Below are 13130 nucleotides of genomic sequence, written 5' to 3' on the forward strand. Positions count from 1 at the left end.
CTAAGGGCCTCCCCAGCGGGGCTCGCCAATAACAAGTCAATGGAAACGTGAAATCAATGAAAGAGGGAACTGATATGGCACTGACCCGTGAGCAACAGATCCAGGCTATCGAGAAAGACTGGGCGGAAAACCCCCGCTGGAAAGGGATCAAGCGCGGCTACAGCGCCGAAGACGTGGTAAACCTGCGTGGCAGCCTGCAACCGGTGCACACCCTGGCCCAGCGCGGTGCCGACAAGCTGTGGGAACTGATCCACGGCGGCGCCAAGAAGGGCTATGTAAACTGCCTCGGCGCACTGACCGGCGGTCAGGCGGTGCAACAGGCCAAGGCAGGCATCGAGGCAATTTACCTCTCCGGCTGGCAGGTGGCGGCGGACAACAACCTCTCCTCCACCATGTACCCGGATCAGTCCCTCTACCCAGCCAACTCGGTGCCGTCGGTGGTCGAGCGCATCAACAACTCCTTCGCCCGTGCCGACCAGATCCAGTGGGCCAACAAGGTGGGCCCGCAGGACAAGGGCTTCATCGACTACTTCCTACCCATAGTAGCGGATGCCGAAGCCGGTTTCGGCGGCGTGCTGAACGCCTTCGAGCTGATGAAGGGGATGATTGAAGCAGGCGCCGCCGGCGTGCACTTCGAAGATCAGCTCGCTTCCGTCAAGAAGTGCGGCCACATGGGCGGCAAGGTGCTGGTGCCGAGCCAGGAAGCGGTACAGAAGCTCATCGCAGCCCGTTTGGCAGCCGATGTCTGCGGCACCACCACCCTGGTGATCGCCCGTACCGACGCCAACGCCGCCGACCTGCTGACCACGGACGCCGATCCGTACGATGCTGGCTTCCTGACCGGTGAGCGCACCTCAGAAGGCTTCTACAAGGTGCAGGCCGGTATCGAGCAAGCCATCTCCCGCGGTCTGGCCTATGCCCCTTACGCCGACATGGTGTGGTGCGAAACCGCCAAGCCGGATCTGGACGAGGCGCGCAAGTTTGCCGAGGCCATCAAGGCCCAGTACCCGGACAAGATCCTGGCCTACAACTGCTCGCCGAGCTTCAACTGGAAGAAGAACCTGGACGATGCCACCATCGCCCGCTTCCAGCAGGAGCTGTCCGACATGGGCTACAAGTACCAGTTCATCACCCTGGCGGGTATCCACAACATGTGGTTCCACATGTACGAGCTGGCCTACCAGTACGCCCGTGGCGAAGGGATGAAGCACTATGTCGAAATGGTGCAGCAGCCCGAGTTCGCCGCTGCCGAGCGGGGTTACACCTTCGTGGCACACCAGCAGGAAGTGGGTACCGGTTACTTCGACAAGGTGACCACCGTCATTCAGGGCGGCCAATCCTCGGTGACCGCGCTGACCGGCTCCACCGAAGAAGATCAGTTCCACTGATAGACGGAACTCTTTGAGAGAGTCCTTGAGATAGCAAAACCCCGGCCACTGGCCGGGGTTTCTTTTTTGAAAGGCCCTTCTCCCGAAGGGAGAAGGAACAAAGCGATAGAACCTGTTCACGGTCTGTGACGAGAGGTCGTCAGCAAGGTGAAGAGCAGTGCAGGAACCGGAGTGTATATGGATACATGAGGATTCCGAGCAGCACATGAGCCTTGCTCACGGCCTCGCAGTAAGAACGTGGCCAGGTTCTCAGAGCTCGAGGATCTCTTTGACAAAGGGAATGGTCAGCTTGCGCTTGGCACGGAAGGAGGCGTTGTCGAGCTGATTGAGAGTGGTGAGCAGAGTGCGCATGTCGCGCGAGAGACGGTTTAGCAGGAAGCGGCCCACGTCGATGGGCAGTTTGAAGCCCCGCAGCTCGGCACGCAGCTGCAGGGCACTGAGCTTGCCTTCATCGTCCAGCTCGTCGAGGTGGAAACTCACTCCCCAGTCCAGCCGGGAAGCGAGATCCGGCAGTTGCAGCCCCAGTTTGCGCGGCGCGCTGCAACCGGTCACCACCAGGGTCCCCTCGCCCTTCTCCTGCCAGCGGTTGTAAAAATCGAACAGGGCCCGCTCCCACTGCGCATTGCCGGCGATCGCCTCCAGGCTGTCGAGGCAGACCAGCGGCAGGCTTTCGAGGGCGTCGAGCATGCTGGGATCCAGCTGTTCGAACTGATCGAGGGAGAGATAAGCGGCTGCGGCGTCGCGGGCATTGACCTCGGCGCAGGTGGCGTGCAGCAGATGGGAGCGGCCCGATCCCTTGGCCCCCCAGAAATAGAGGAAAGGTGAGCCCTGACCAATGGCCGCATTTTTGAGGGCGGTGATCAGATGAGCATTGTTGCCGGGATAAAAACTGACGAAGGTTTCATCATCCGGTAGTTGTACGGCTAAAGACAGTTGGGCCGGTTGCTTCACTCGTTGGGCTTTGACTGTGACATTTGCGGGCAAGTGTATCATCGCGAAGGCGGATAGAGAACCGCCCGGACGATGCCGGGCGGTGTGGATCCTCATAAAGGATCCAGGCTGCGACCATTACTAACGAAAGCGGCTACTCCTTGGCCGGCGCGAAAAACCGCACCCTGGGCCCACGCTGGTTATGCCCGGCCAGCCGGTCAGGATCCTCGCCAGGATCAGGGCTGCGACCATTGATAGCTCAGCCCCTCGGGGGTATCCGCCAGCTGGCGCAGTCGGCTCTCCAGCTGCAGCCCGCGGATGAGCTCGGCCTTGTCCCCTTGCAGGCTCAGGTTGAAGGTCACCTTGTCCCCCTCCAGTTTGCCAATCTCCACCTTGGTGACGCTGGCCATCCCCTGCAACATCTTCTGCACCGTGATCATGCCATCGATGCCGGACAACCCCTCCACCACCAGTGTCTGGCTGGAGGCGACACCGGAGATACGCGCCCCGTAGTTCTGCACCAGCCAGCCTGCCAGGGCATCGGCGAACGTCTGCGCCACCTCGGCCTGGGTGCCGGCGCCCTCTCCCTTGGTCAGTTCGCTCAGCTCACCGCCCGCTTTGGGACCGTAGAGACCCCAGTCGATGCTCCACTTGCCCTCCTCCTTGCCATCGGGCGTCAGCTTGCCCAGCACCACCATCTCGGCGCCGTAACGCTGGCTCGCCTTGAGGATGGGATCGGCGAAGCGGCCCCAGACGTCGGTAGCGTTGACCGCCATGTTGTCGTCCAAGTCCATCAGCGGAATGCTGACCGGCAGCCCCATGGCCTGGGCCTGGGTACGCAGGGCGGCAGCCCAGCCATCATTGGACTGATCCGGCAGAATGCGCCGCTCCCCTTCATTGATCACCAGCCAGATGGCGACCTGCGGCCGGGCCGGGCCCAGCAGGGCGAACTTGCTCTCGGCCACCAGGGCATTGACCTTGGCCACATCGAAATCGGCCTTGAGAAACTTCACCGGCCCCACATCCTGATAACCGTAGTGCTGCACGAACTCGCCGGGGGCCGTCAGTGCCTTGACCACCGCCGGCTGGGTCAGGATGTCGCGCTTGCCGGTCACCTTGATCAGCACCTCGCCCAGGGCCTGGGACTGAGCCGCCGCCATGTCGCCGCTGGTGGGCGCCTTGCCCTGATAGAGATCGGTCACCTGGGCGGCCGACACCATGAATGACAAGCCGCAGCAGAGGGCGGTCACAACACGTTTGAGCATGAGAGGAGTCTCGAAATGGGAGATGGTGCTTATGGTAGCGGCAAGGCGCGCATGGCAGCAAGCCGGGGCGGGAGAAACAGCGGAGCCGGCGGGGTGCCGGCTCCGTTTGCGCGCCTGCTGGCGCGCGATGAGGCGATCGAGGCTTACTTGGTGCCGAAGATCTTGTCGCCGGCATCGCCCAGACCCGGGACAATGTAGCCCTTCTCGTTCAGGCCCTGGTCGATGGAGGCGCAGAACAGCTCCACGTCCGGGTGAGCGGCTTCCAGCGCCTTGATGCCTTCCGGTGCGGCAACCAGCACCAGCACCTTGATGGACTGGCAGCCCTTCTTCTTGAGCAGGTCGATGGTGGCGATCATGGAGCCGCCGGTAGCCAGCATGGGGTCGATGACCAGCGCCAGACGCTCTTCGATGTTGCTGACGATCTTCTCGAAGTAGGGAACCGGTTGCAGGGTCTCTTCGTCGCGGTAGATACCGACTACGCTGACGCGGGCGCTCGGCATGTGCTCCAGCACGCCATCCATCATGCCCAGACCGGCACGCAGGATGGGCACCACGGTGACCTTCTTGCCCTTGATCTGGTCAACTTCCACTGGCCCATTCCAGCCATCGATGGTAACCTTCTCGGTTTCGAAGTCAGAGGTCGCTTCGTAGGTCAACAAACTGCCCACTTCCTTGGCCAGTTCACGGAAACGCTTGGTGCTGATATCGCCTTCACGCATCAGACCGATCTTGTGCTTGACCAGGGGGTGTTTGACTTCAACGACTTTCATTATTATCTCCTCTAACTGCCGCAAAAAAATCGCGGAATCATACAACAAAAGCCGCCGCTTGTAGAGCATTTCCGTGCAAAAACGCGCAAACGATTTCCTTTCTGGTTTTTCACCGCCACTGTTAGAATACGCCCCGAATTTTACCCTCCACTTCTTTATATGACGGGGAATACGCGTGACTGACAAAACCTCACTGAGCTACAAGGATGCTGGCGTGGATATCGATGCCGGCAATGCACTGGTTGAACGTATCAAGGGCGTGTCAAAGCGCACTCGTCGTCCTGAAGTCCTTGGTGGTCTTGGCGGCTTTGGGGCCTTGTGTCAAATCCCTGCGGGCTACAAGGAGCCGGTGCTGGTCTCCGGTACCGACGGGGTGGGCACCAAGCTGCGCCTCGCCATCGATCTGAAAAAGCACGATACCGTCGGCATCGACCTGGTGGCCATGTGCGTCAATGACCTCATCGTGCAAGGCGCCGAGCCCCTCTTCTTCCTCGACTACTATGCCACCGGCAAACTGGACGTCGACACCGCCGCGGCCGTGGTCACCGGCATCGGTGCCGGCTGCGAGCAGTCCGGTTGCGCCCTGGTGGGCGGCGAGACCGCCGAGATGCCGGGCATGTATGAAGGGGAAGACTACGACATCGCCGGTTTCTGCGTCGGTGTGGTGGAGAAGAGCGAGATCATCGACGGCAGCAAGGTCGGCGAAGGGGATGCCCTGATCGCCCTGGCCGCCAGCGGCCCCCACTCCAACGGTTTCTCGCTGGTACGCAAGATCCTGGAAGTCTCCAAGGCCGACGTGCAGCAGCCGCTGGGTGACACCACCCTGGCCAACGCCCTGCTGGAACCGACCCGCATCTACGTGAAACCCGTGCTCAAGCTCATCAAGGAGTGCGAGATCCACGCCCTGTCCCACATCACAGGTGGCGGCTTCTGGGAGAACATCCCGCGCGTGCTGCCCGCCAACACCAAGGCGGTGATCGACGAGCAGAGCTGGCAGTGGCCGGCGGTGTTCAGCTGGCTGCAGCAAGCCGGCAACGTCACCCGCCACGAGATGTACCGCACCTTCAACTGCGGCGTCGGCATGATCATCGCCCTGCCGGCAGATCAGCTGGAAAAAGCCCTGACCCTGCTCAAGGCCGAAGGCGAGAACGCCTGGCATATCGGCCATATCGCCAAGGCGGCCGATGGTGAGGAGCAGGTCATCATTCAATGAATGACCGGATCAACAGCCAAATGACCTCCCCCATGAAACGCATCCTGGTGCTGATCTCCGGCAACGGCAGCAACCTGCAGACCATCCTCGACGGCTGTGCCGGCGGCAAGATTGCCGGTCAGGTGGTCGGCGTCATCAGCAACAAGGCCGATGCCTATGGTCTGGTGCGTGCCAAAGAGGCGGGGGTGGCCACCGCCATCCTCGCCCAGCAGCAGTTTGCCAGCCGGGAGGAGTATGACGCAGCCCTGCTGGCGCTGATGGTGGGCTATCAGCCCGATCTGGTGGTACTGGCCGGGTTTATGCGGATCCTGAGTGCCGACCTGGTGCGGCACTTTGCCGGGCGGATGATCAACATCCACCCCTCCCTGCTACCGAAATATCAGGGGCTGCACACCCACCAGCGCGCCATCGACGCCGGTGACGACGAGCATGGCGCCAGCGTCCACTTCGTCACCGAAGAGCTGGATGGCGGCCCGGTGATCCTGCAGGCGCGCGTCCCCATCTTCGCAGAGGATGATGCCGGCGAGGTGGCGGCCCGGGTACAGGTGCAGGAACACAGCATCTACCCGCTGGTGGTGCAGTGGTTCTGTGAAGGGCGCTTGCAGATGCGGGCAGGGTCTGCCTTGCTCGATGGCATGCAGCTTGGCCCGGCAGGCTATGCCAGCGAGTAACCGCTAACCGCAGTAATAAAATGCAACAAGGGAGGCCCAGGCCTCCCTTGTCATTTCTATCTACCAGCGCAATTGCTGTCATCACGTCCGATTACGCCGCTGCGCGGCTAATCGGCCCTAGACCGGATTGTCGATATCGATAAAGGTCACATCCAGCCCGTGCACCGTCGCCAGCCACTCCCCTAGCGCCTTGACGCCGTAACGCTCGGTGGCATGGTGGCCGGCAGCGTAGAAGTGCATCCCCATCTCGCGGGCGGTGTGGATGGTCTGCTCGGAGGCTTCGCCGGAGATGAAGGCATCGATGCCCTGCTCTGCCGCCAGATTGATGTAGCTCTGACCGCCGCCGGTGCACCAGGCCACCGAGCGGATAAGCTCGGGGCCGCTGTCGCCGCAATGGAGTGGTTCACGGCCGAGCCGCTCGGCAATCAGCTTGGCAAAATCGCTGCCGCTCATGGGCTCTTCCAGCTTGCCCACCATGGCGACGCTCTTGCTGTTCCAGGGCTCGAGGCCGCGGCGCACCTTGATGTCGAGCAGCTTGGCGAGCTGGGCGTTGTTGCCCACCTCGGGATGCACGTCCAGCGGCAGGTGGTAGGCAAACAGGTTGATGTCGTGGGTCAAGAGGGTCTTGATGCGGCGCTGTTTCATGCCGGTGATCTGGGCCGGTTCACCGCTCCAGAAGTAGCCGTGATGGACCAGGATGGCGTCAGCATCGGCGGCCACGGCCGCATCGATCAGGGCCTGGCTGGCGGTGACACCGGTCACCACCTTGCGAATGCGTTCACGCCCCTCCACCTGCAGGCCATTGGGGCAGTAATCCTTGATGGCGTGCGGTTCGAGCAGATGGTTGAGTACGGTTTCGAGTTTTCGATGAGAGATCATAGGGGTCCCTTATAAAGGCGCCGACCCCTGTGCGGCGATGCAGACAGGAATCGGGCTCATAACGCCGAGGCCCCATGATAATCGAGGCTGGCCGCCAAGACCATGATGCCTCCCGCACTGTGGCCCATGGCAGGGCCTGGAATGGCTTCAGGCCGGCAGGTCGATCCCCGCCTCGCGCATCTGGGCCAGCTTGTAACGCAGGGTGCGCGGGCTGATGCCGAGCCGGTCGGCCACCGCCTTGCGGCTACCGTTGCAATCCTGCAGGGTGTCGAGAATGATCTGGTGCTCCTGCTGCTTGAGCTCGCTGCCCAGGTGCTCGCTGCCGCTGCTGCGCTCACTGCCGACAAGGCGGATCTCTTCTTCCTCCACCTCTTCCAGGATCAGGTGCTCGCAGCCGATGAGGCCGTCGGGGCTCAGAATCAGGGCCCGCTGCACCACGTTGTCGAGCTCGCGCACGTTGCCGGGCCAGGGGTGAGCCAGCAGCCGCTCGCGCGCGGGTTCTGTGAGCTGCGGCGTCGGCAATCCCTGCTGACCGGCATGCAACACCAGCAGGTGCTCCGCCAGCGGCAGTATGTCGCCGGGACGCTCCCACAGCGCCGTCCAGCGCAGCGGGAAGACATTGAGCCGGTAGTAGAGATCCTCGCGAAACAGGCCGTCCTGCACCGCTTTTTTCAGATCCCGGTTGCTGGTTGCGATGACCCGCACGTCGAGCGGGATCATCTTGCGGCTGCCGAGCCGCTCCACCTCTTTCTCCTGCAACACCCGCAGCAGCTTGGCCTGCAGCCCCAGATCCATCTCGGTGATCTCGTCGAGCAGCAGGGTCCCACCCTGCGCCTGCTCGAACTTGCCGGGGCAGCCCTGTACCGCACCGGTAAAGGCCCCCTTCTCATAGCCGAACAGGGTCGCCTCCAGCATGTTTTCCGGAATGGCGGCGCAGTTGATGGCGACGAACGTCTGCTCGGCACGGCTGGAGTTGTCGTGGATGTAGCGGGCCAGCACCTCTTTGCCCGTCCCGCTCGGACCGGTCACCATCACGGTGGCCTCGCTTCTGGCCACCCGGGTCGCCAGCTGGAACAGCTCGGCGGTCTTGGGATCGCCATAGACCACGGCCCGCTTCTCCACCTTCTGGGCCGGCACATAGCGGCTGACCTGGTTGAGCAGCACCTCGGGCGAGAAGGGCTTGGCCAGGTAATCGATGGCGCCTTCGCGCATGGCGCGCACCGCACCGTCGATGTTGGCGTAGGCGGTCATCAACAGCACCGGCACTTGGGGATATTGCTGACGAATGTTGGCCAGCAGGGTCAGGCCATCCATGCCCCCCATCTGGATATCCGAGATCACCATGTCGAAGCTCTGGCGTGACAGGGCCAGCAAAGCCCGCTCCCCACTGTCCACCTCGCGGCACTCATAGCCGCCGAGCAACAGGGTGTCCACCAGCGCTTCGCGCAGGCCATTGTCATCTTCCACTACCAGGATCCGGGCCTGAGTCATGCTACACCTCCCACCACAGCCAACCTGGCCGCTGCAATATTCATTTCCACGAGCCTGACGCTCATGCTACACCCCCCAGCTGCGCCGCTTGCTGGTGCAGGGGGAACGACAGGGTAAAACAGGTCCCCTCGCCGGGTACCGAGGCCACGCTGACCTCGCCCTGATGGGCACGGACCACGGACTGCACCACCGCCAGCCCAAGGCCGGTGCCCTGGGCGCGGGTGGTGAAGAAGGGTTCAAAAATCTGGCTCAGCAGGTGAGCGGGCATCCCCTTGCCGTTGTCGAGAATGCGCAGCTCCACCCGGGCGCCGCTGCGCACCGCGCTCACCAGCAGCGACGTGGCGCCGGCCTGCTGGGCATTGGCGATGAGGTTGTTGACCGCCCCCGCCAGCGCGCTGCTGTTGGCCAGCAGGCAGAGATCGGGCTCCGGCGCCTCTATGTGCAGCTCACAGCCCTGCTGGCTGCAAAATGCCTCGGCGCCGGCCTGCACCTCGGCCAGCAACCCCTGCACCGACGTCGGGGTCACCACCTGGTTGTCGCCGTTGCGGGCAAACAGCAGGATGTCGCTGATCTGTTTCTCAAGATCCTGCAGGCGCGCCATCAGCTTTTGCTGGAACTGGCTGCGGGATTCAGGTTTGAGGGTGCGGTTGGCTAGGTTGGCGGCATAGAGCATGGCGGCGGAGAGCGGGGTGCGGATCTGGTGGGCCAGCGAGGCGGCCATGTTGCCAAGGGCGGACAACCGCTTCATGTGGTTGATGCGATCTTGCAGCTGGCGGGTTTCGGTCAGATCGTTGATGAATACCAGCTGGCCCGGCTGATCCGGCAGCGGCTGGGTCGACAGCTGGACCCGGCGCCCATCGCGCAGGGAAATCTCGTGGCCGTCATCCTCGCGGGGCTGGAAACAGCGGTCGATGATCTGGCGCCAGGCCTGGCCTTCCAGCGGCTCTCCCAGCAGCGCCTTGGCGGCCGGGTTGGCGCGGGTGATCCGGCCCTCGCCGTCGAGCAGCAAGACACCGGTGGGCAGCGCCGTGAAGATGGCGTAAAGCTGGCTCACCTCGTGAGACTGGAGCGGGGTATCCTGCGGCTGGGCTGTCATAAAGCTGACCTCAAACTGGCGACTGAGTCAGCTTATTCAATTTCCATGCCACTAAAATTCACATATAAAATCAAAGCCTTAAAGCTAGGCGTCAAGGCTTTGACCCTTATGCTTCCTTGCTCATCCCGTATTTTTTCATCTTCTCTACCAGGGTGGTACGGCGCATGCCGAGCAGGTCGGCAGCGCGGGCCACCACCCCATCCTGGGACTCCAGCGCCTGGCGGATCAGCTCCACCTCCAGATCGGCCAGCATCTCCTTGAGGTTGACCCCCTCCTCCGGCAGTTGCATGGCGCGGGCGTGGCTGGCGGGCAGATCCAGCTCGGGCGGATCCTGGAACACCGCGGCCAGTGCATCGCGCTCGTCCATCTCGGTCAGCCGCTCGTCCCGCGGCTCGCACGGCAGCAGACGATAGCGGCTCGGCAAGTCAGCCACGTCGACGATCTGTTGCGGGTAGAGGATGAGCAGCCGCTCCAGCAGGTTGGAGAGCTCGCGCACGTTGCCGGGCCAGGGGTACTGCATCAGGGACTCCATGGCGCGCTGGGTCAGGCGGATCATCCCCTGATGCAGCTCGGCATGGCGGTTGAGCAGCTCCTGCAGCAGCAGCGGGATGTCGTCGGCCCGATCCCGCAGCGGTGGGGTCTCGATGGGGAAGACATTGAGGCGATAGTAGAGATCTTCGCGAAAACCCTGGGTACGGATCATGGCTTCCAGATCCCGGTGGGTGGCCGCGATGATGCGCACATCCGCCTGGATGGGCTTGCCGCCGCCAACCCGATCAAACAACCGCTCCTGCAGCACCCGCAGCAGTTTGACCTGCATCGGCAGCGGCATGTCGCCGATCTCGTCGAGAAACAGGGTGCCCCCCTGTGCCAGCTCAAAGCGCCCGCGCCGGGCCGCGATGGCACCGGTGAAGGCCCCCTTCTCGTGGCCGAACAGTTCGCTTTCCAGCAGCTCAGCCGGAATGGCGCCGCAGTTGATGGGCACGAAGGGGCCCTGGCTTCGGCCGGACAGTTCATGAATGGCACGGGCCACCACCTCCTTGCCGGTACCCGATTCGCCGAGGATCAGCACGTTGGCATCGGTCTCGGCCACCTGGCTGATGAGCCGACGCACCTCCTGGATCCCCTTGCCCTTGCCCACCAGCAGGCGCAGCAGCGCCTGTCCCTTGTCGTGGGTCTGCTGACGAGGATGGAGGGAGACGAAGGCCTGGCAAAAGTGCAGATGGCGGGTCAGGGATTCGTAGGTGAAGGGCGCCTCGGCCACCCCGATGAAGTTGCTGTTGGGGAAATCGGCCTCCACCAGCGACAGGAAAGGCACCCGGGGGAATCCGGTCAGCAGCTCGCCCAGCGGGCGGCCGTTGAGGGAACCGGTCAGCACCCCCTGCAGCGGGCCGGATGACTCGATGGCCACATCCAGATCGCCCTCGGCAACGTCCTGCCAGGGGATCCCCATGAACGAGAGAACTGTCCCCAACTGTTGGCGCCGCTGCGCATCGGCGTCAACAATCAACACTCCCATTGCCATCATATCCATCCCTCTTATTCTCGACGTAACTTATTGTTTTATTGTGCTTATGTGGTCAAACCACGCACTTTATGCAGGATGCACAAAGTGCCAAAATTCCGACGCATTGTCAAAATTTGTCGCATTTCACCTAAGTTTATCGACCCAACGGCGCAACAAGATAAATTTTGTCGCCTCTTTTTTTAGGTACGGTGGGCAGGCAGCGGGCAAGCAAGAGAGGCAGGAACACGAGCAGGTGCGCCTGTTTGCGGCCAATAGCAAGCCGCAAACAGGCGGTGAGGATCAATGGCGGGCGTGAGTATGGGGGGCGGCGTAGCGACACTCGGGGAAGCGGCTGCAGGCCAGGAACAGCCGGCCGGCATGGGGGCCCTTCTTGGCTTCCCGTTCCACCAGCGGCGCATCACAGCGCGGACAGTGCGGCACCTGATGGGGATACTCTTCTTCCTCATCCTCTACCTCGGCAAACAGATTCTCCACCAGCTCGGCGTCAGCCGCCGGCAGCGGCGCGCTGCGTGGCGATACGATCGCCTTGATGGGGGCCACGGCCGGGGCACGACCGCCATGACGAGGCTCTTCCACCTCGACCCGATCCAGTTGCAGGGGACTGAAGGTGGGCTCGCGGCGATCCCCTGGCAGCAGATCCTCATCCGGAGCTCTGCGGGGGCCGCTTAGCAGCGGCAGGATCTGTTCGCGCAGCTCCTCGACCTGATAATGGCTGCTTGCCGGGATCTGCAGCAGCGGCAGACCGGCGCTGTCAAAGGCGGCCTTGAGGAAACTGTCGCGCACCTTGCGCTTCTGGTGGCGATGGGAGCTGTCATCGAGCTCGATGGCGCAGATGAAGGAGAGATCGGAGGGGTGGCAGAGCAGATAGTCCACGTGCTTGGCGCTGATCTTGTTGAACGCCTGCTGCCACTTGCTCTTGCCCATGCCCGTCTCCGGCGTCAGCACGTCCGCGACCCGCACCTTGGCAAAGACCCGGGCCTGGTCGCCGACCGCCAGATCCAGCACGCCGAGGAAGGAGCGTTCGGCGGGGCTGAACAGGGTCTCCTGCAGATCATAGGGCAGCGCCTTGCCCTTCTTGCCCCTGCTCCAGAAGATCGCCAGCAGCAGCAACACCAACAACACCAATCCCGATACGACAAGGCTATTCATACGCGCACATCCCGTTCACAAGAGCTATCCGGTTCACAATACAAAACAGGGGCATCACTCTACCACGGTGCAGCGGGCGCAGGCAGTGCAGAAATGGCGCCAACCCCCTCCCGGCGGTGCTTTTTCACCATATTTGCGGTGGGCGGGGCTTCATATGGCCTGTGACAGCAGGCACAATGCTACGGAGTACCCATTTTCCAAGGAGAGCAGGATGCAAAAGCAATTGGTCGTGACCGTGATAGGCGCTGACAAGCCCGGTATCGTCGAGAGTCTGGCGGACGTCATCACCCACCAGCAGGGCAACTGGCTGGCCAGTTCCATGAGCGAGCTGGCGGGACAATTTGCCGGCATCCTGCACGTCAGCGTGCCTGACGAACACTACCGCAGCCTGTGCGAGGCGCTGGTGATGCTGCCCGGTCTCACCGTCAGCTTTGCCGAAGGCCAGCTCAGCCAGGAGCCGGAACGGCAGGTGATGGTCAGCGTCACCGGCAACGACCGGGCCGGCATCGTCCACGAAGTAGCCAGCATCCTGCGTCAGCTCAACATCAACGTGGCCGACCTCACCACCGGCTGCGAACCGGCTCCCCACTCCGGCGCCCCGCTCTTCTACGCCCACGCTCTGGTGGCGCTGCCACCCCGACTCGAACTGGGGGATCTCATCAGTGCGCTGGAGTCGTTGTCGGACGATCTGGTGGTCGACATCGATCAGGCCATCATCGACTGAGCGGATGGTCATCAATCTGTCATATT

12 protein-coding genes are annotated in these 13130 nt (G+C 62.6%); 4 read left to right on the forward strand and 8 right to left on the reverse strand.

What is annotated here, in order from left to right; genetic code table 11:
- Positions 1 to 74 precede the first annotated feature (74 nt).
- Positions 75 to 1388: an isocitrate lyase gene (gene aceA, locus PG900_RS12195; RefSeq protein WP_011706620.1), complete on the forward strand. Its 1314-nt coding sequence runs from the start codon at positions 75 to 77 to the stop codon at positions 1386 to 1388.
- A 249-nt stretch (positions 1389 to 1637) separates the two neighbouring features.
- On the opposite strand, the gene hda is transcribed toward aceA, so the two are convergent.
- The 3 genes from hda to upp form a co-directional block, all read right to left on the reverse strand.
- Complete coding sequence (hda, locus tag PG900_RS12200) at positions 1638 to 2339, reverse strand: DnaA inactivator Hda (protein WP_005320168.1); 702 nt, start codon at positions 2337 to 2339, stop codon at positions 1638 to 1640.
- A 215-nt stretch (positions 2340 to 2554) separates the two neighbouring features.
- On the reverse strand, positions 2555 to 3583 hold the full coding sequence (locus PG900_RS12205; RefSeq protein WP_270800240.1) for a DUF2066 domain-containing protein: 1029 nt from the start codon (positions 3581 to 3583) through the stop codon (positions 2555 to 2557).
- A 143-nt stretch (positions 3584 to 3726) separates the two neighbouring features.
- Entirely contained in the window at positions 3727 to 4353 is a 627-nt protein-coding gene (gene upp / locus PG900_RS12210) for a uracil phosphoribosyltransferase (RefSeq protein WP_005302745.1), read from the reverse strand.
- Positions 4354 to 4528: 175 nt separating this feature from the next.
- Between upp and purM the strand changes: the two genes are divergently transcribed.
- Positions 4529 to 5566 (forward strand): phosphoribosylformylglycinamidine cyclo-ligase, encoded by a 1038-nt coding sequence (gene purM / locus PG900_RS12215; RefSeq protein WP_073350871.1) that lies wholly within the window; start codon positions 4529 to 4531, stop codon positions 5564 to 5566.
- A 32-nt stretch (positions 5567 to 5598) separates the two neighbouring features.
- Positions 5599 to 6237, forward strand: a complete 639-nt coding sequence (purN, locus tag PG900_RS12220; RefSeq protein WP_162901864.1) for a phosphoribosylglycinamide formyltransferase — start codon at positions 5599 to 5601, stop codon at positions 6235 to 6237.
- A gap of 117 nt (positions 6238 to 6354) precedes the next feature.
- On the opposite strand, the gene PG900_RS12225 is transcribed toward purN, so the two are convergent.
- From PG900_RS12225 to PG900_RS12245, 5 genes are all read right to left on the reverse strand, one after another.
- Positions 6355 to 7116 (reverse strand): Nif3-like dinuclear metal center hexameric protein, encoded by a 762-nt coding sequence (locus PG900_RS12225; protein WP_016351311.1) that lies wholly within the window; start codon positions 7114 to 7116, stop codon positions 6355 to 6357.
- 147 nt (positions 7117 to 7263) lie between these two features.
- Entirely contained in the window at positions 7264 to 8607 is a 1344-nt protein-coding gene (locus PG900_RS12230) for a sigma-54-dependent transcriptional regulator (RefSeq protein WP_264098286.1), read from the reverse strand.
- A gap of 61 nt (positions 8608 to 8668) precedes the next feature.
- Positions 8669 to 9703, reverse strand: coding sequence for a sensor histidine kinase (locus PG900_RS12235; RefSeq protein WP_264098287.1), 1035 nt, complete (start codon positions 9701 to 9703; stop codon positions 8669 to 8671).
- A gap of 106 nt (positions 9704 to 9809) precedes the next feature.
- Positions 9810 to 11231 (reverse strand): sigma-54 dependent transcriptional regulator, encoded by a 1422-nt coding sequence (locus PG900_RS12240; protein ID WP_017409846.1) that lies wholly within the window; start codon positions 11229 to 11231, stop codon positions 9810 to 9812.
- Between the two features lie 279 nt (positions 11232 to 11510).
- Positions 11511 to 12380 carry a DUF2726 domain-containing protein gene (locus tag PG900_RS12245; protein WP_043162497.1) on the reverse strand — a complete coding sequence of 290 codons (870 nt, stop codon included), beginning with the start codon at positions 12378 to 12380 and terminating at the stop codon, positions 11511 to 11513.
- 211 nt (positions 12381 to 12591) lie between these two features.
- On the opposite strand from PG900_RS12245, the gene PG900_RS12250 reads away from it, so the two are divergent.
- Entirely contained in the window at positions 12592 to 13104 is a 513-nt protein-coding gene (locus PG900_RS12250; RefSeq protein WP_016351315.1) for a glycine cleavage system protein R, read from the forward strand.
- Positions 13105 to 13130 lie beyond the last annotated feature (26 nt).

The sequence above is a fragment of the Aeromonas sp. QDB03 genome (genome assembly GCF_027707985.1).
Lineage (GTDB): Bacteria > Pseudomonadota > Gammaproteobacteria > Enterobacterales > Aeromonadaceae > Aeromonas > Aeromonas hydrophila.